This is a genomic window from Pseudomonas sp. NFIX49 (assembly GCF_900115915.1).
GTDB classification, from domain to species: Bacteria; Pseudomonadota; Gammaproteobacteria; order Pseudomonadales; family Pseudomonadaceae; genus Aquipseudomonas; species Aquipseudomonas pharyngis.
Window position 1 is genome coordinate 204581 of record NZ_FOYE01000009.1, and the last position, 17635, is coordinate 222215.

At 60.7% G+C, this 17635-nt stretch carries 22 protein-coding genes; 10 read left to right on the top strand and 12 right to left on the bottom strand.

Translation table 11 applies throughout. The features are described 5' to 3' along the window. Positions 1-102: 102 nt before the first annotated feature. Positions 103-1041 carry a DMT family transporter gene (locus BMZ46_RS24855; RefSeq protein ID WP_039767014.1) on the bottom strand — a complete coding sequence of 313 codons (939 nt, stop codon included), beginning with the start codon at positions 1039-1041 and terminating at the stop codon, positions 103-105. An 85-nt stretch (positions 1042-1126) separates the two neighbouring features. Between BMZ46_RS24855 and BMZ46_RS24860 the strand changes: the two genes are divergently transcribed. The 3 genes from BMZ46_RS24860 to BMZ46_RS24870 all read left to right on the top strand — a co-directional run bounded on the left by BMZ46_RS24860 (position 1127) and on the right by BMZ46_RS24870 (position 4785). Then, a complete protein-coding gene (locus BMZ46_RS24860; RefSeq protein ID WP_039767012.1) occupies positions 1127-1690 on the top strand; it encodes a helix-turn-helix domain-containing protein in 564 nt (187 codons plus the stop codon). Positions 1691-1906: 216 nt separating this feature from the next. Beyond that, positions 1907-3310, top strand: coding sequence for an LLM class flavin-dependent oxidoreductase (locus tag BMZ46_RS24865; protein WP_074688698.1), 1404 nt, complete (start codon positions 1907-1909; stop codon positions 3308-3310). A gap of 59 nt (positions 3311-3369) precedes the next feature. Beyond that, entirely contained in the window at positions 3370-4785 is a 1416-nt protein-coding gene (locus BMZ46_RS24870; RefSeq protein ID WP_074688696.1) for an FAD/NAD(P)-binding protein, read from the top strand. A 64-nt stretch (positions 4786-4849) separates the two neighbouring features. On the opposite strand, the gene BMZ46_RS24875 is transcribed toward BMZ46_RS24870, so the two are convergent. From BMZ46_RS24875 to ppnN, 5 genes are all read right to left on the bottom strand, one after another. Continuing rightward, positions 4850-5098 carry a hypothetical protein gene (locus BMZ46_RS24875; RefSeq protein ID WP_039767006.1) on the bottom strand — a complete coding sequence of 83 codons (249 nt, stop codon included), beginning with the start codon at positions 5096-5098 and terminating at the stop codon, positions 4850-4852. Positions 5099-5206: 108 nt separating this feature from the next. Next, positions 5207-5941, bottom strand: coding sequence for a substrate-binding periplasmic protein (locus BMZ46_RS24880; RefSeq protein ID WP_074688694.1), 735 nt, complete (start codon positions 5939-5941; stop codon positions 5207-5209). A gap of 162 nt (positions 5942-6103) precedes the next feature. Beyond that, positions 6104-6436, bottom strand: a complete 333-nt coding sequence (locus BMZ46_RS24885; protein WP_074688692.1) for a hypothetical protein — start codon at positions 6434-6436, stop codon at positions 6104-6106. A gap of 152 nt (positions 6437-6588) precedes the next feature. After that, the gene (locus BMZ46_RS24890) at positions 6589-7326 is read right to left on the bottom strand and encodes a response regulator (RefSeq protein WP_039766999.1); all 738 of its coding nucleotides are present in this window, start codon (positions 7324-7326) and stop codon (positions 6589-6591) included. Between the two features lie 61 nt (positions 7327-7387). Beyond that, positions 7388-8761 (bottom strand): nucleotide 5'-monophosphate nucleosidase PpnN, encoded by a 1374-nt coding sequence (gene ppnN / locus BMZ46_RS24895; RefSeq protein ID WP_039766997.1) that lies wholly within the window; start codon positions 8759-8761, stop codon positions 7388-7390. A gap of 211 nt (positions 8762-8972) precedes the next feature. On the opposite strand from ppnN, the gene BMZ46_RS24900 reads away from it, so the two are divergent. Continuing rightward, a complete protein-coding gene (locus tag BMZ46_RS24900; RefSeq protein ID WP_074688690.1) occupies positions 8973-9494 on the top strand; it encodes a DUF3087 domain-containing protein in 522 nt (173 codons plus the stop codon). On the opposite strand, the gene BMZ46_RS24905 is transcribed toward BMZ46_RS24900, so the two are convergent. Next, on the bottom strand, positions 9491-9877 hold the full coding sequence (locus tag BMZ46_RS24905) for a DUF2784 domain-containing protein (protein WP_039766992.1): 387 nt from the start codon (positions 9875-9877) through the stop codon (positions 9491-9493). The two genes, BMZ46_RS24900 and BMZ46_RS24905, sit on opposite strands and share 4 nt — an antisense overlap. A gap of 155 nt (positions 9878-10032) precedes the next feature. Between BMZ46_RS24905 and BMZ46_RS24910 the strand changes: the two genes are divergently transcribed. The 3 genes from BMZ46_RS24910 to BMZ46_RS29425 are packed head-to-tail and all read left to right on the top strand — an operon-like array spanning position 10033 to position 11229. Beyond that, positions 10033-10731 (top strand): AzlC family ABC transporter permease, encoded by a 699-nt coding sequence (locus BMZ46_RS24910; protein ID WP_074688688.1) that lies wholly within the window; start codon positions 10033-10035, stop codon positions 10729-10731. Then, complete coding sequence (locus BMZ46_RS24915; RefSeq protein WP_074688686.1) at positions 10728-11042, top strand: AzlD domain-containing protein; 315 nt, start codon at positions 10728-10730, stop codon at positions 11040-11042. Before BMZ46_RS24910 ends, BMZ46_RS24915 begins: the two co-directional genes overlap by 4 nt. A gap of 40 nt (positions 11043-11082) precedes the next feature. Continuing rightward, positions 11083-11229, top strand: a complete 147-nt coding sequence (locus tag BMZ46_RS29425) for a hypothetical protein (RefSeq protein WP_166742325.1) — start codon at positions 11083-11085, stop codon at positions 11227-11229. A gap of 45 nt (positions 11230-11274) precedes the next feature. Here the strand turns inward: BMZ46_RS29425 and BMZ46_RS24920 are convergent, their stop codons facing one another. The 4 genes from BMZ46_RS24920 to BMZ46_RS24935 form a co-directional block, all read right to left on the bottom strand. Further along, on the bottom strand, positions 11275-11547 hold the full coding sequence (locus BMZ46_RS24920; protein WP_074689294.1) for a hypothetical protein: 273 nt from the start codon (positions 11545-11547) through the stop codon (positions 11275-11277). Positions 11548-11814: 267 nt separating this feature from the next. Next, positions 11815-12495: an SOS response-associated peptidase gene (locus BMZ46_RS24925; protein ID WP_074688684.1), complete on the bottom strand. Its 681-nt coding sequence runs from the start codon at positions 12493-12495 to the stop codon at positions 11815-11817. 53 nt (positions 12496-12548) lie between these two features. Further along, positions 12549-13388 (bottom strand): ABC transporter permease, encoded by an 840-nt coding sequence (locus tag BMZ46_RS24930; RefSeq protein ID WP_074688683.1) that lies wholly within the window; start codon positions 13386-13388, stop codon positions 12549-12551. Positions 13389-13449: 61 nt separating this feature from the next. Next, entirely contained in the window at positions 13450-14436 is a 987-nt protein-coding gene (locus tag BMZ46_RS24935; protein WP_039766977.1) for an aliphatic sulfonate ABC transporter substrate-binding protein, read from the bottom strand. A gap of 293 nt (positions 14437-14729) precedes the next feature. Between BMZ46_RS24935 and BMZ46_RS24940 the strand changes: the two genes are divergently transcribed. The 3 genes from BMZ46_RS24940 (at position 14730) to BMZ46_RS24950 (ending at position 17076) form a co-directional block, all read left to right on the top strand. Next, positions 14730-15677 (top strand): ABC transporter substrate-binding protein, encoded by a 948-nt coding sequence (locus BMZ46_RS24940; RefSeq protein ID WP_039766976.1) that lies wholly within the window; start codon positions 14730-14732, stop codon positions 15675-15677. Between the two features lie 134 nt (positions 15678-15811). Beyond that, positions 15812-16711 (top strand): polysaccharide deacetylase family protein, encoded by a 900-nt coding sequence (locus BMZ46_RS24945; RefSeq protein ID WP_074688681.1) that lies wholly within the window; start codon positions 15812-15814, stop codon positions 16709-16711. A gap of 122 nt (positions 16712-16833) precedes the next feature. Then, entirely contained in the window at positions 16834-17076 is a 243-nt protein-coding gene (locus BMZ46_RS24950; RefSeq protein WP_011334667.1) for a DUF1652 domain-containing protein, read from the top strand. Between the two features lie 3 nt (positions 17077-17079). On the opposite strand, the gene BMZ46_RS24955 is transcribed toward BMZ46_RS24950, so the two are convergent. Continuing rightward, positions 17080-17442: an NUDIX hydrolase gene (locus tag BMZ46_RS24955; protein WP_039766972.1), complete on the bottom strand. Its 363-nt coding sequence runs from the start codon at positions 17440-17442 to the stop codon at positions 17080-17082. Positions 17443-17635 lie beyond the last annotated feature (193 nt).

Here is a 17635-nt window from a genome sequence, read left to right on the forward strand (position 1 = left end):
TTCTAATCTGCGGAAGTTTGTGAAGCATCATACGTGCCAGCTCCCGGATCGCCAAACGCGAGGATGTCTCTGAATCCTACAAAGTAGCCGTAAAAACCCCGTTTAGCCTTCGGTCTCGTGTTCCAATTCTTCCGTGACCGTTTGTGTCCCTTTGCCTTTGGTCTTCAATTCACTGACGATCACCGCCGCCACGATCAGCCCCGCACCTATCAATGCGATCGCTGGCAGACGCTCTCCCGCGATGCGCCCGACGATCCCGGCCCACACCGGCTCACCGGCGTAGATCAAGGTCGCGCGGGTCGGCGAAACACTTTTCTGCGCCCAGTTCATCGCCACCTGAATCGCCGCACTCATCGCGCCCAGGCCCAGGGCGGTGCTCAGCAACAGCCACGAGAAATCCGGAATCGCCTCGCCGGTCGGCACCACCATCAAGAAAGACAGGGCCGAGGTTACCGCCAGTTGCACCACCGTCACTCGGCGCACATCCACCTGCCCGGCGTAGTTACTGATGAGGATGATTTCGGCCGCAATCGCGATGGCGCTGATCAGCGTGGCGATTTCACCGGGGCTGAAATTCAGCGAAGCACCGGACGGCCCGGAAAGCAGCATCAGCCCGGTAAACGCCAGCATGATGCCGATGCTCGGCATCAAACCCGGGCGCCGGCCCAGCACCAGCCATTGCAACAGCGGCACGAACGGCACGTACAACGCCGTGATGAACGCCGACTGGCTGCTTGGGATACTCTGCAACCCAACGGTCTGCAAGCCATAACCGAGCAGGATCGCCACGCCGATAAAGGCGCCAGCCTTGAATTCGAACAGGGTCAGTTCCCGCAAGTGTTTCCAGGAGAACAGCGCAACAATGCCTGCGGCGGCGGCAAAGCGCAGGCCGACGAAAAACATCGGGCCGCTGACGGTCATGGCGTGCTGTACCAGCAGGAAGGTGCCGCCCCAAAGCATGGTGATCAACACCAGCACGCACTCGGCTTTGCTGAACCGGGAAAATCGCAGGGGAGTTTGAGGGGAGTTGGCTGACGTCATGACCTTGCGCACTTTTGAGGAGGAGACGCACAATGCGCCAAATGTTGCGCAGTATACTGCCCAACCCCAGCCAGTGAGCAATATAGTGCACAAAGATTCCGTTCAGCGGGCTTCGGTCCTGCAACACGTCAGCCAGAATGTCCGACGCCTGCGCCACGCCGCCGACATGAGCCAGACCGCCCTCGCGGAAAAGTCCGGGGTCAGCCGACGGATGCTGGTGGCCATCGAGGCCGGCGAGAAGAATGTCAGCCTGACCACCCTCGACCGTGTCGCCGAAGCCCTCGAAGTGGCCTTCAGCGATCTCATCCAGGCCCCGGACAATCGCGATCCGGGCCGTATCAACGAACTTGCCTGGGCCGGCAGCATCCCCGGCAGCAAAGCCGTTTTGCTATCCAAGGCCAATGCCACCCGCGCGGTGGAGCAGTGGGAATGGTGCCTGCAACCGGGTGAGGTCTATCCCTCGCAACCGGACGCCGAGGGCTGGAGCGAACAGATCTTTGTGTTCGAAGGCTGCCTGACGCTGATGCTCGGCGATCAACCCCAGCAGATCGCCGCCGGGGAGTTTTTCATGTTCGCCAGCAATCAGCCGCACACCTATCGCAATGACGGGGAAGTGGCCGCGCGCTTCGTGCGCAATGTGGTGATCTGACTGTTGCAGGGCCGACAGCGGATAAACAGTTTGCTCCATCCTGCGTGCAGACTGCTTTAGGTTGTTATCTCAACATATTGATAAATAAGTTAAATACATTAAGGCATGACTCCTGCTACGGGTTCTGGATCCTCATCCGGAAACAACGGAGTCGCCTCACATGATCGTCTCAATTCACACCTTCAAACGCCTCCTGACAATCGGGAGTGCTGTCTGATGCCCCGCGAAATCCGTCTCAACGCCTTCGACATGAACTGCGTCGGCCATCAGTCGCCGGGCCTGTGGGCTCACCCTCGGGATCGCTCCTGGCAATACAAGGATCTGGAGTACTGGACCGATCTGGCGAAAATCCTCGAGCGCGGCAAGTTCGACGGTTTGTTCATTGCCGACGTGCTGGGCATCTACGACGTGTACAACGGCAACGGCGAAGCGGCCATCCGGCAGGCGGCGCAGGTGCCGGTCAATGACCCGTTGCAGTTGATTCCTCCGATGGCGCTGGTCACCGAGCACCTGGGTTTCGGCCTGACCGCCTCGTTGTCCTTCGAACATCCGTATCCATTCGCCCGACGCCTGTCGACCCTCGATCACCTGACCAAGGGCCGTGCCGGCTGGAACATCGTCACCTCTTATCTGGAGAGCGGTGCGAAGAACATCGGCCAGCAAGCTCAGACCGAACATGACGCGCGCTACGACTTCGCCGAGGAATACCTGGAGGTCTGCTACAAACTGTGGGAAGGCAGTTGGGAAGAGGGCGCTATCCTGCGGGATCGCGAGCGGCGGATTTTCAGTGACCCGAGCAAGATCCACGAGATCCGCCACCACGGCAAACACTTCCAGGTGCCGGGCATTCACCTCTGCGAACCGTCGCCGCAGCGCACGCCGGTTCTCTATCAGGCGGGTGCTTCCAGCCGGGGCAAGCAGTTTGCTGCCGAGCATGCCGAATGCGTTTTTGTCGCTGCCCCGTCGAAAGTGCTGCTGAAGAAAACGGTGGCCGATATCCGCCGCCGCGCCGCCGAGGCCGGGCGCGATCCGTCGAAGATCCTGATCTTCAATCTGCAAACCGTGATCCTCGGCGAGACCGACGCCAAGGCCAAAGCCAAGTTCGAAGAATACAAATCCTGGGTCAGCTACGAAGGTGCGATGGCGCTTATTTCCGGCTGGACCGGCATCGACTTCAGACGCTTCAAACCGGACGAACCGCTCAAACACGTACACACCAACGCGATTCAGTCGGCGGTCGAAGCGTTTTCCACAGCGGATCCGAACAAGGTCTGGACCCCCAACGAACTGGCCGATTGGGTCGGTATCGGCGGCTTCGGCCCGTTGTTCGTCGGCAGCCCGGAAACGGTGGCGGACCTGTTGCAGGAATGGGTCGACGAAACCGACGTCGACGGCTTCAACCTCGCCTACGCGCTGACCCACGAAACCTTCATCGACGCCGTGGAATTGCTGGTGCCGGAGTTGCAGAAGCGCGGTGTCTACAAGACCGAGTACGCGCCGGGAACCTTGCGCGAGAAGCTGTTTGGCGAAGGGCCGAGACTGCCGGAGATCCATCCGGGCAGCGGCTATCGAAACCTCGGCGAGCTGCATCTGCAGGAGAAAAAGGTCGCGTCTGTCTAGACGTCTTCGCGGCGTCTGAATGACACTGGCCCGAGCATATCCTCAGCTGCGAGAACGGCATGACTCAAACCGATACAACCGCCACCCGTCACGCCGACATTCTGATTGTCGGCGGCGGCCTCAGCGGTACGATGCTGGCGGTGCAATTGCTGCGTTTGCCGGGGCGCAGAACGATTCTGGTGATCGAGCCCCGGGCCGAACTGGGCCGGGGCGAAGCGTACAGCGCGGTGGAGCTGGGCCACACGCTCAACGGCAATGCGGCGCGGATGAGCGTCGATCCGGACAATGCCGATGACCTGACTCAATGGCTGACCGATCACATCGCTGGCGGTGGCTGGCCGGAGTCGGATCAGCAACATGCACCGGTCAGCGAACTGTTTCCGCCTCGGGGGCTGTTCGGCGTGTACGTCCAGCAGCGTCTGGCCGAAGCGCAGCAGGTGGGTGCGCAACAGGGTTCGACAGTCGAGCATGTACGGGCCGAAGTTGTCGATGTTCAGGCTTCCAGCGATTGCGTGCAGCTCACCTTGAGTGACGGCCAGCAACTGCGGGGCGCTTATGCGGTGTTGGCGACCGGTATGTTCCCGGCTGCCCGCACACCGCAAAAAGACTCCAGCGGCCTCAACGCGGCGGCGCTCGATCCGTGGGATGTCGGGGCCATGCGTCAGCTCGATCCGCAATCGACGGTGCTGATCATCGGCTCCGGCCTGACCATGGTCGATGCTGTGGTGTCGCTGGAGCAGGCCGGGCATCGCGGGCCGATCGAGGTGTTTTCCCGGCACGGGCTGCTGCCTCATGTTCGTCGGCAACCGCCCGCGTGGGTGGACTTCCTCGCCGAGGATCACAGCATTCGCACACCGCGCCAGCTATTGCGCGAATTGCGTCGGCATTGCCGCGACGCCATCGCCCAAGGCATCGACTGGCAGGCGCCGCTGGACACCGTGCGTGCGCACATCGGCCGGTTATGGAGTCAGGCCAGCGATGCGCAGCGCCGGCAGTTCGTACGGCATGTGCGACCGTGGTGGGAAAGTCATCACCATCGTTCACCGCCGCTGAGCGCGGAACTGGTCGAGCGTCTGCACCGGGAAGGGCGATTGCGCATTCATGCTGCGTCCTACAAGGGTCTTGAATTGGCGTCGGATGGCGGGGTGAGTATCCGTATTCGCCCTCGCGGTAAGGCTGAGACCCGCGTGGTGCAGGGCGCGGTGTTGATCAATTCCAGCGGCATCGAATACGACTGGCGCCGGGTCGCGCGACCTTTGCCACAGCAATTGTTGGCGCGCGGTCTGGTTCGCCCGGGGCCGTTGGCGCTGGGCATCGCGGCGGCGGTGGACGGTGCGGTGCTGGATGAAGAGGGTCGGGTCTCGAACCGCCTGTTCGCCATGGGCCCGCCGCTGCGTGGCATGTGGTGGGAAAGCACCGCTGTCACCGACGTGGCGTTGCAGGCCAAGGCGCTGGCCGCGCGACTGGTGCGCTGACGCCCGAATGCAAGAAACCCCGCTTCGGCGGGGTTTCCTGTTTCTGGCAGCTCAAACCGATCACTCAGTAGCGCTGATATTTGGAACCGAATTCCGGGCGGTTTTCCGCGACGTACAGTTTGGTCTGTTCGGCGTTCTGTTGCAGTTTGAGGCCTTGGTGTTCGGCGTCGTTGCTGACGGTGTCGACGTTCAGGGTGCCGGACTGGCCAACGGTCGCAGCCGCGACAACTGGAGTGCTGGCGTGTGGGGCAGCGATGGCGGAGGTGGCGCCGATCAGGGAAACGATGAAGCCGAGTGCGATGATGTCTTTCATGATGTTGCTCCAGAGAGTGGGGAGAAGATGGGGCCCACTGTAGTGCTGGAGGGTTTTGATGTGAAAACACCCTTGCGCATAGTTGTTATCGAAGGTGTTGATGCGCGATCAGCGCGGTAGGGTATTGCTCAGCCAGCGCTGGCGCAGCTGCTCCAGACGGCCATCGGCCCGCAATGTATCCAGCGCCTGCTGCCAGCGTGCGACCTGTTTCGGATCGGTTTGCGGCGAAAAGGCAATGTAGGTGTTCTGTTTCATCAGCGGGATCTGGTACTGCAAGCGTCCCGGCTCCAGGCCTTGTTCGCGGGCGAGGGCGGCTTTGGACCAGGTATCGGAGACCACGAAATCGGTACGCCCCAGGCTGAACAGTCGCATCATCTGCTCCGGGGTTTCCACGCCGTAGAGGTTGTTCAGGTCTTGCCCTTGCAGGTAGCTGTAGACCAGCCATTTGCGCGGCACGGTGATCCGGCCCAGGTGATCGGCTTCACGCAGGCTGTGCACGGGAGGCTGGAGATTGTCGCGGGCGTATAGCGCGGTTTCGACTTCGATCAGCGGCCCGACCCATTGATAGCGATCGTCGCGCTCATCGGTACGCAGCACGGTGAATACGCCGGTGTCGGGCGTGTCGCTGGCCATGCGCAGGGCGCGCAGCAGCGGGACTTGTTGCAGATGGATACGATCGCCGGTCTGGGTTGCCAGGGCCTGCACCACGTCCACACCGAATCCCGCGAGCTGATTGCCTTGCATGAAATGCAGGGGCGGGTGGTTGTCGGTGAGCAGTTGCAGGTCCGCCGCAGTGGCCGTCAGGGCCAGCATGGACAGCAGACAAGCGGCAAATCGTTTCATGGATCGTCCCTGAACAAATCAATCGCGCAGCTTAGTACGAGCAGTGATGACTGTCGTGGGGAAACAGCGGGGCTTTTGTGTCAGAGAACAAGGCTTATCGGTAGTGATCGCTGCGGGGGCAGAGCGCCCCCGGCAGGAATCGACAACGGCGGGTACAAACGATCAGTAGCGCTGGTATTTGGAACCGAACTCGGGACGGTTCTCGGCGACCAGTACGCTGCGGGCCGAACGTTCGCGCAGTTCCTGCAAGCGGTCGGCGCCACCTTCAGCGACGCGTTCACGCAGTTCCTGCAAGCGATCCGCGCCGCCTTCAGCCACGCGTTCACGCAGTTCCTGCAAGCGATCCGCGCCACCTTCGGCTACGCGATCCTTCTGCAGGTTTTCCGAGCCGTATTCTGCAACCAGCGGCTGGGAGCTGGCGGACGCCAGGTCGGTCAGGGCCAGGCCACCGAGCAGGCTGATTGCGAGTACCAGGGATTTCGAGGACTTGAACATGGTGCTTCTCCTTGCGTTTGATGATGAGTGAACCAGTGCTTTCTGGTGGGTTCATTCAAACGCGAAGGTGTATCGCTGATATGTGGTGTTACGGCCCAAAAACACCGGTTACGTATCTGCGCGGCGAATTTATACAGAGTGATACAAATCCATCAGGATTCGGCGAGCATCTCCACGGCGAAGGAGAACACATAACCCTCGTTGCGCACGGTCTTGATGTAGGTCGGCTCGCGGGAGTCGTCCAGCAGACGCTGACGCAGGCGGCTGACCAGCAAATCGATGGAGCGGTCGAACAGGTCGGCGTCGCGCCCCTGGGTCAAGTTCAGCAATTGATCGCGGCTGAGCACCCGTTGCGGATGATCGAGAAACACCCGGAGCAGGCGATACTCGGCGCCACTGAGGGCGACCATGGTGTCGTCTTCATCGAGCAGGTGGCGGGCGGTGGTGTCCAGGCGCCAGCGGCCGAACGCGAGCAGGCGTCCGGTTTCGGTGATCAGCAGATTGGGCGGCAGCATTCGCGTGCGGCGCAGCACGGCATTGATCCGCGCCAGCAGCTCGCGGGCGGCGAAGGGTTTGGTCAGGTAATCATCAGCGCCCATTTCCAGGCCGAGGATTCGGTCTGTCTGGTCGTCGCGGGCGGTGAGCATCAGGATCGGGATCGCCTTATGCTTGCCGGCACGCAACTCGCGGCACAGTACCAGCCCGTCATCGCCGGGGAGCATGATGTCGAGCACGATCAGGTCGACCGTGTTGGCTTCCAGAAAACTGCGCATCTGCCGGCCATCGGCGACCACGGTGCTGCGCAGGCCGTTCTTGGTCAGGTAATTGCCGACCAGCTCGCGGATCTCGCGGTCATCGTCGACGATCAGGATGTGGTTGATGTGATCCATGGTTCGCTCTTTTTATAAGGAGTGCCCGAAGCGTTGCGCTTCGGGCACCTGTCTCTTCGGGTCAGGACACCACGCGATAGCACGGCACATACGCCGCGCCGCCCGGCAGTTTCATCCGGTGCTGGGCGACGAAGGCTTTGAGCAGCAGATCGAGCGGCTGCATGATCGCGGCGTCGCCACGGATCTGATACGGCCCGTGTTCCTCGATCAGACGAATGCCCTTGTCCTTGACGTTGCCGGCGACGATCCCGGAGAACGCGCGGCGCAGGTTGGCCGCCAGTTCGTGGGGCGGCTGATCGCGGTGCAGCTTGAGGTTGGCCATGTTCTCGTGGGTCGGATCGAACGGGCGCTGGAAGCCTTCGTCGATCTTCAGCAGCCAGTTGAAGTGGAATGCATCGGCGCGTTCGCGGCGGAACTGCTTCACGGCCTTCAGGCCCGCGGTCATCTGCCGCGCCACTTCCGCCGGGTTGTCGATGATGATTTCGTAGTGCTTTTTCGCCGCTTCGCCGAGGGTGGCGGTGACGAAGGCGTCCAGTTGTTCCAGGTATGGCGCGGCATGTTTCGGCCCGGTCAGGATCACCGGGAACGGCAGGCCGGCGTTGTCCGGGTGCATCAGGATGCCCAGCAGGTACAGGAACTCTTCGGCAGTGCCGGCGCCGCCCGGGAAGATGATGATGCCGTGGCCGACGCGGACGAAAGCTTCCAGACGTTTTTCGATGTCCGGCAGGATCACCAGCTCGTTGACGATCGGGTTCGGCGCTTCGGCGGCGATGATGCCCGGCTCGGTCAGACCGAGGTAACGGCCGCCATGAATGCGTTGCTTGGCGTGGGCGATGGTCGCGCCTTTCATCGGGCCTTTCATGACGCCGGGGCCGCAGCCGGTGCAGATGTCGAGGCTGCGCAGGCCCAGTTCGTGGCCGACTTTCTTGGTGTATTTGTATTCTTCGGTGTTGATCGAGTGGCCGCCCCAGCACACGACGATTTTCGGCTCGACGCCCGGACGCAGGGTGCGCGCGTTGCGCAGCAGGTGGAAGACGTAGTCGCTGATGCCCTGGGAGGTGCTGAGGTCGATGCTCAGGGCGTCGAGTTCGTTTTCGGTGTAGACGATGTCGCGCAGGGCGCTGAACAGCATTTCCCGGGTGCTGGCGATCATTTCGCCGTCGACGAAGGCGTCGGCCGGGGCGTTCAGCAGTTCCAGGCGCACACCGCGATCCTGCTGGTGGATGCGGATTTCGAAGTCTTTGTAGGCTTCAAGAATGGTTTTTGCGTTGTCGACATGGGCGCCAGTATTGAGGATGGCCAGGGCGCACTGGCGAAAGAGGGTGTAGGTGCTGCCGGTTCCGGCCTGGCTCAGTTGCTGAACTTCACGTTGGGAAAGGGTTTCGAGGCTGCCTTTCGGGCTGACCGAGGCATTGATTACGTGTCGTTGGGTCATGCAGTGATCCTTAAAACGATGTCATTGCCGGCACGGCCAATGGCATCTGAATAGTGTGTATCCATGAATGAAGATGGCACGATCTGCGTGGTATCGCCATGTCCCCGTTGGACTTTGAAAAGATGAAAAGGCGCTCCAGCATAGCTAAATCCGCCTCAGAGGCGATAATGCGCCGGCCTCTTTTTATTTCAAGCCATGGAAGCCTGTCGCGATGTTCGAGATTCAACCGATCGATGCCATCACTTATCGCCAGCAGACCCGGCGCAGCACGCTGATCATCGCGGTGCTGTTTCTGGTGCTGGCGATGGCGTTTTCGACGGCGGCGGTGGCGCTGTTCGGCGAGCCGGGCGGGGATAATCTGCGGTTCAATATCGGCGGGGTATTTGGCGCATTTCTGCTGACGGCGGCGTTGCTGCGCGGGCGTTTCTGGAATCAGACCTGGATGGCTCCGGCGGTGTATGGCTGGCGGCTCAAGCGCAGCCTGATGAGCGTCACCAACGTGATGCATCAGGTGACGGCGGCGGTGGAGAAGGGTGATCCGGTGGCGATGAAGGTGCTGCGTTTCTATCACCTTGGGTTGACCCAGATGCATGAACTGGACGGCAACTCCAGCGATCACGCGCAATTGCACCGGGAAGTCGAAGCACACAAGGCGCGGATGGAGGCGCTCGGTCTGGACACCGATCAGACGCGCCTCGATCCGGCCTGGCTGGAAACCTTGAAAGCGCGCTAAAACGGAATGCGCGCGGCGCGTCTGAGTTTCCAGCGGCGAATCAGGCGCCCGTAGACCAGCAGGTTGACCACCAGCACCACGCTGCCCAGTACCAACTGAATCTGCGGGGTCAGCCCGGCCGGGTAGATGATCGGCCAGACGTAATGTTCGATGAAACCGCCGGCATACTCTGTTTGCCCGGCGGCGTGGCGCATCAAGTTTTCCCAATAGGTCAGCGGACAGGTCAGGTGCAACACCTCGACCGCCACGCCCCAGGCCGCTGCTGGCAAATGCAGCCACATCAGCCGCGGCCACTTGAGCACCAGCAGCCCGCCGAACAGCACGAACAGAATGAACAGCAAATGAAACAGCACCAGCCCGTCGGCGGCTATTCGATACAGCATGTCGTCTCCCTGACGCGTGTGTGAATGGTTGCCATGTTACGCCCGTAAACGACTGACGGAAGGAAGGATTTGCGCCAACTGCGCAAGATTGTTCAAGCCATGAAAGGGCGTTTGCTGGCAGAGTCCGGGGCCTTGTCTCACGGTTGAAACGTGTTATGTCTGACTCATTAATGCCGCGCAGTGCCTTCCTTCGCGGCGCCGCGGCGATCATGCCGTTATCCCTGGCGACCGCGCCGTGGGGGCTGCTGGCCGGCTCAATGGCGATTGAAGCCAATCTCACACCGCTGCAAGGGCAGGGCCTGTCGAGCATCGTGTTCGCCGGCGCTGCGCAATTGGTGGCGATCGGCATGCTCAAGGGCGGCGCGGGGATTTTCTCGATTCTGCTGACCACGCTGCTGCTGACCTCGCAGCACTTGCTTTACGGCATGAGCATGCGTCAGGTGATTTCGCCGTTGCCGGGACGTTGGCGCATCGGCTTGGGCTTTTTGCTCACCGACGAGCTGTTCGCCCTGACCAGTCAGCACGATCGTCAGCAGTTCAACCGCTGGTACGCCCTGGGCGTCGGCCTGACGTTCTACATCGCCTGGAACCTTTTTACCCTGGCCGGCATTGTGCTCGGCAGCAGCATTCCGGGGCTTGAACACCTTGGGCTGGACTTCTCGATTGCCGCCACCTTCATTGCTCTGATCACCCCGGTGGTGCGCAATGTGCCGACGGTGCTCTGCGTGGCGGTGTCGCTGTTTTGCTCTGTGCTGTTCAGTTACTGGCAATGGGGTTCGGCGCTGGTGCTGTCGGGACTGGCCGGAATGACCGCCGGGTTTATCTGCAACAAGCTGTATCGGGAGCGCACATGATGGTCTGGGCAGTGATTATCGGCATGGGGATTCTGGTGTTCCTCAACCGTTACGTGTTTCTCGAACCACGTTTGCCGGTGCGTCTGAGCAGCAACGCGCGGCAATTTCTCGGTTTTGCCGTTCCGGGCATGTTGACTGCGATTTGCGGGCCGATTGTATTCATGCCAGACAAACAACTGAATCTGCAGTGGGACAACCCTTATATGCTGAGTTCACTAGTGGCAATCGGCCTGGTGATCTACACGCGTAATACATTGCTCAGCATGCTGTTGAGCATGGCGTTCTTCTTTCTATTGCGCTGGTGGCTTTAAGTTCTACGCTTAATGGATGAATTCCATTAGCGAGGTGAACATGGCAACCGAGCAGAAACGTCCCGAAGAAGATGACGAACCGAGTGAAGAAGAGCTCGAGCGGGAGAAACACAAGGAGCAGACCTGGAAGCATGACGACAGCCGCGAGTTGTCCGACCGTGATCAGGAACGCCCGCTGAAACCCTGAACGCCACAACGAAAAGCCCCGCGATTGCGGGGCTTTTTCGTTTCATCAAAGATCTTCCAGCAGTGTGAAATCGGGGTGGGAGGCCCGATAACCCAAGGTCTTGTCGATCCAGGCATTCAGCTCGTTGACCATCACCGGCGGGTGGCAGGGATAGCTTTCGAGGGTGGCGCGCAGGATGCGGTCGATATCGGGTACGTCACGCAGGTTTCGAGTCTTTATGTAGTGGCCGATAAAACAGTCGAGTTCAAAGCGTTCTGTCGTGGACAGATGAATACACTTCAGGCCTGTGACCTGTTTGATTGCAAAATCGTCGCGCAACTTGGTTCTCTGCAAGGCTTGTAAGTTTGTGGGGGATTCCTGGTTTTGCTGACTCTTTGGTCAACTGGTATGCCAAAAGGAAATGCGGCGCGCATGCTATCCGTAGTGTTTGTAAATGTATGTATGACGGTTGAAATGTCAGACAGGCGGTTAGTTCAATCAAACGACTGTTTAGGTTGAATGTTTCGCGTTTGAAACACCGCGTGTAACACGCAGGATTCGATTCGTGAATTCCTGCTTTTGATAACGCACCACGTCGACATTTATTTACGGTACGGCATCAATCAATTCCGCACCCTGATTGCGGGAGTTGCCCACCGCTTTGCCGACTTTGTGCCATTGGAACGCTTCGCTGGGTTCGGCTTCGAACAACAGCATCTGCTCGGCACGCTCTGTGGGCGTGGCGGGATCGAGCCATTCCTGCACCCGATCAGCGCGCAGCACAATCGGGCGCCGGTCATGCACATCGAGCAAGCCGCCTTCGCTGTTGGCGGTAATGATGACGAAGCCGTCGTCTTCCCGTGAAGGTTCGCCGGGTATCGGAAACTGGCCGATGGCGGCGCAGAAAACCGGCTGGTGATCGGCCCGACGAATCAGCCAGGGCTGTCGGCTCTTGTCGGGTGCATCGACCCACTCGAACCAGTTGTCGACCGGCACGATCAGTCGATGACGCCAGATCGCTCGAAAGAACGGTCCGTGGGCGACTTTTTCCAGCCGCGCGTTGATCGGTGCAGCGCGATCCCTGGCCCAGTGCGGGCGCCAGCCCCAGCGCAGATTGTCGGCGTATAGCCGTTGTTGGTGCTGATGAAGGATCGCCAGTGACGTGGTGGGCGCGGCGTTGTAATGCGCCAGCGGGGCGTCGCCGACGTGATTGATCAGCGCATCGGGAATACTCAGCACTGCGACGAAATCGTGGATACCCCGGTATTGCGACAGTCTTCCGCACATCGGCCGACCCTCCGGCGAACACCTGCCTGAAGGTTTGAGCTTAGTTGCACGGTTCAATCCTTGCTGCCCTGACCGGTGAACGCGTCGCGCCAGACCAGCCAGCGACGCTCCAGCACGGCCAGCAGGCCGTCGCTGAGTTTGCCCAGCAGCGCCAGGACGATGATCGCAGCCAGCACGATGTCCGGCCGCGAAGTTTCGCGACCGTCACTGAGCAGGTAACCCAGACCTCTGGTCGCGGCGATCAGCTCGGCCGCCACCAGAAACATCCACGACAGGCTCATGCCGCTGCGCAATCCTGTGAACAGGCCGGGCAGGGCGGCGGGCAACAGTATCCGTCGCACCAGTTGCAGCGGGCTGAAGCCGTAGATGTGCCCGACCTCCACCAGTTTGCGGTCGATGTTGCGGATCGCCGCGACCACGTTGACGTACACCGGGAAGAACGCGCCGATGGCGATCAGAACGATTTTCGAGGTCTCGTCGATCCCCAGCCATAGCAGTAACAGCGGCACCCAGGCCAGGCTGGGAATCGACCGCAGTGCGGCGAACGTCGGTTCCAGATAGGCCTCGGCCTCACGGCTCAGGCCGACCCACGCGGCAAACACCAGCGCCAGGCTCGCGCCGATGGCAAACCCCAGCAGCACGCGAATAAGGCTGGCGCCGATGTGATTCCACAGGGCGCCTTCGGCGAGGTCGGTGAGGGTCAGGGCAATCTCGCTCGGCGCCGGCATCTGGTAGGACGGCAGCCAGCCGATGCGTACGATAAATTCCAGGGCGATCACGATCAGCAGTGGCAGGGCCAGGCCTTTAAGGCGCCGACGCCAGAGCGGATTCAGCAGTGGGAGTCTTCGGCGTGGTGCCGGCACGGCGAGGCGGGCGGGCAAGTCGTTGCTCATGGACGGTTCTCCGCTCACGACAAATCCGCGACGGACGCGGACTTGTCATGAGCCTGATCGGTTACTGGGCGGCGGCGACTTGCTGGAAACCGGTGTCGATCAACTGATCGATGACCTGATCGACATTCACCCCACGGCGCACCAGTTCTTCGGAGACCAGAATCGGCGCGGCGGCTTTCGAGGCCAGCACGTCCCTGGCGGTCAACTGCGGGCTGCTCAGGTCGGTGCGCGACAATTGCAGTTTGGCCACGTCCAGCGGCAGACCGGATTCGCTGGCGAGCAATTTGGCCAATTCGTCGGGGTTCTTCACCGACCACTCGCGGGCCTGCTCATAGGCCTTGATCACGGTGTCGATGGTTTGCGGGTGTTGCTTGGCGTATTGCTCGGTGACGCTGACCACGCCGTAGCTGTTGAAGTCGCGATTGCGGTACAGCAGGCGCGAACCGGCCTGCACCTGACTGGCGGCCATGTGCGGATCGAGGCCGGCCCAGGCGTCGACATCGCCTTTCTCCAGCGCGGTGCGGCCGTCCGGGTGCTGCAGGTGCACCAGTTCCACGTCGTCCTTTTTCAGCCCGGCCTGTTGCAGGGTGCGCAGGGTAAACAGGTACGGATCGGTGCCTTTGGTGGCGGCGATTTTCTTGCCCTTGAGGTCGGCGACAGACTGGATCGGCGAGTCCTTGCGCACCACCAGCGCGGTCCACTCGGCGCGGCTGTAGACGTAGACCGATTTGATCGGGCTGCCATTGGCGCGACTGAGCACGGCGGCGAGGCTGGCCGACGAGGCGAAATCCACGCCGCCGCTGTTGAGGTATTCCAGCGAGCGGTTGCTGCCCTGGCTCAGCACCCAGCTGACTTTGCTCTGGGGCAAGGCTTTTTCCAGGTAGCCCAGATGTTTCAGCGCCAGGCTGACCGGCGAGTAATAGGCGTAATCCAGATGCACTTCGGCCGGCGGCGCTTCGGCAGCGTGGGCCAGAGGTTGCAGGCTCAGGGCTACAGCGCAGGCCGCGAGCAGCGTTTTGACGCGGGAAAACGGTAAGAAGGGTTTCATGGGCACGCTCCGGCAAGGCAACAGATTCTTATGTCCAAAAAGATATTTTTATCGAATGCTTCCTGCATGAATGGAATATTGCAGGCTCTGTGCCATGTACGTTTTGTCCCGTATTTACGGGGGGTGACGCCGGTTTTGCAGGTTTGAAGTGTTGCAGGGAAAACACTGTGCCGAGCCACTGTTGCTCGGCAAACAGTGCAACTGGAAGGTGCTGAGCTTATGCGCTAATAGAATTTCAAATCTCATTTGTAAGAGCGTTATGGTCTATAAAAATCCCTTCTGCAGGACTCGCCATGAAGCTCTCACGTTTCCTACGCGCCGCGTTGACCAGCGCACTGTTTGCCACGCCATTGACCTACGCTGCCGAACCCTTGGTCCTGCACGTCGGCGACCAGAATTACTACAACATCCGCGCGTCCATAGAAGCGTCCGGCGTATTGAAGGACACGCCTTACACGGTTGACTGGAAACACTTCCAGGCCGCTGCTCCGTTGGCCGAAGCGTTGCAGACCGGGTCGCTGGATCTGGGTTTCCTGGGGGATTCGGGTTTTCTGTTTCTGGCCGCTAAACAAGCGCCGGTTAAGCTGATCGGTGTGTCACGACAGAATCCGGACACCATCGCGCTGTTGGTGCCCAAGGATTCTCCGGTGAAAACTATCGAGGACCTGAAGGGCAAAAAAGTCGCTTACTGGCCGGGTGCCTGGAGTCAGCAACTGACCTTGCGGGCACTGGAGCAGGGCGGTTTGCCGGAAAATTACGTCGACTTCGTCAAACTGATGCCAATCGATGCGGCGGCCGCGCTACCGCAAGGCAGCATTGACGCGTTCCCGGTATGGGAGCCGTACATTTCCCAGCAGATCGTTTTCTCCGGCGCCCGGCCGATTCTCACGGCGAAAAACCTGATGCCGGGCTTGAGCGCCATCGCCGCGTCTGCGCCGTCCATCGACAGCAAGCGCGAAGCGATCGCCGATTTCCTCGGACGTTTGAAGCAGGCCAGGGCCTGGGTCGACAGCCACACCGACGAGTACGCCGACCTGTGGGCGAAGAAGGCCAACCTCGATCAACAGGTTTCGCGGCACTGGTTGCGCCAGGCGCACATGACGGTCGGCCCGGTGGATCAGCAGGCTGCCGCCGATCTGCAAAGCACGGCCGACTTCCTGTTCAAGGTCAAGGCGCTGCCGGCTCCGCTGGCCACGGCCGGTATCATCGACAGCTCGTTTCAACAGGCGCTGGCGCGCTGAGCGAGCGCCGGAACCAAACCCTGTGTATCTTTATCCAACCTCGGCCCATCTCAATGGGTCGCAGGGAGGCAGCAGCGGCGAAGGAGTTTTGCCAATCGACAACATGACCGCAACGGTCGGGCTCAAGGCAAAACATGACACAGTGGTTCAAGCTTTTCTGTGCGATGGCGGTAGCCGTCGGGTTGGCCGGATGCATCGCCGCTCCCATCGAAATGACCGCGCAGACCGAAGCCCGGCTCAAGACTCAGGCGCCTGTGCGCTTTCTATTGACCTTCGATGACGGCCCCAGCGCTTCCAGTCTTTTCAACCCCACCGACACCGTACTCGACAGCCTCAAGGACAACCCGCTGCAACCGGGGATCAAAGCGGTGTTTTTCGTCCAGACCCGCGCACCCCGAGCGGGCAACAGCGAGATCGGTCGGCGAGTCATGCGCCGCGAGCACGCTGAAGGGCACATTCTGGGCTTTCACACCGCCACCCATTGGCACACCAATCATCGATTGCTCGATCCCCAAGAACTCGAAACCTCGCTGACCAACGGTTCGGCGGACATCGCGGCAATCACTGGCGCGCCGCCGACGTTATTGCGTCCGCCATTCTGGAACTACGACAAACGCACCTTCGCCGCCTATCAGCTGCACCATATGCAGGTGTTGCTGACCGACCTGAGCGCCAACGACGGCAAGATCTGGGGCTTCAACGCCAGCCCCCGGCGGCGGGCGAACATGCTGCGACAACTGTCGGAAGTCCGCGAACGGATTGCTCTTGGCGAACTGCCCACTGTGGACGGGGTGATTCCGGTGGTGGTGACCTTCCATGACCTCAACCGCTACACCGCGCGCCACACCCGCGAGTATCTGCAGATTCTGCTCGACAGTGCCGCCGCCACCGGCGTACGACTGGCAGGCAAACCGTTCTATGACGATCGCGCGGCGCTGGAAAAAGCTGCGCTGGCGCGCACGGTGCGCGAGTCGTCGAAACCGGTGAATCTGCCGGGAATATGGAACTGGATCTGGGACCATGACGCCCATTGAGAACCGCGATTTGAAGTTGTGAAGCGGTTGGCAATTTTTACACTGGGCGGCAGGGGCGGGGCAGTGAAAGCTCATCTATGCTGATCGGGTCGCCCGAGCCAAAGCCTGTGAGGCGTGCCCCCATGATTGCCATTGCCGACATTTGCCGCATCGTCGAATCCGGCTTTTCGCCGTTGTATTGCGACTGCACCGAAACGGCGCAGGGCCTCTTGCAGATCAAGGTTTACGAACCCGACAGCGGGCGTGTCGAGTTGCTGCTCAATGGTGTTTCTCCTGAGCATCTGGTCACCATTCGTGACATCTCCAATTTCATCGGTGAATTGCGCACGGAAATGAGCGCCGGACGCCGGGCGTTCGCCGGCTGAGAGTCAAAGGCGTCGTTGAAAGGCGCGGACGATGCTCAGCGTGGCGTCACTGACGTTCAGATTCTGCACCGCATCCAGCGGGTGCCAGAGGCAGTCGACGATCTCGTTCAGCGGGCGAACCTGCTCAATGTTCAGCACCGACGCCTCGTAGACGTGGTGGCGGGTGCTGCCGTTCTGCAACTCCATCAGATAAAGCATGTCATCGCTGTCCAGGCCGGTCTCTTCCTTGAGTTCTCGGGCGGCGGCTTGCGCGCGGGTCTCTCCCGGTTCGACGGTGCCCCCCGGAAGCGTCCAGCGGCATCTGGGTTTGCGCACCAGGAGAATGTGTCGATCCTGTTCGCAGATGACGGTTGCTCGTACTTTCATGTGTTACCCGATTGCCGTTTGTCATAAATCTGTCATGAATTAGCAATATTTGGGCCGCTGCCGGTTTAGAGCTTCTGAGTGCCCGGCAGCGGCAAAAGTGCCGGAGACTTGACGCGGCTGCGGTGCGACGTCCGGTCGGCACGACTGCGTGTTGCGGGTGTAAGGTGCAAAAGTTCGTTAGAAGACAGGAGGT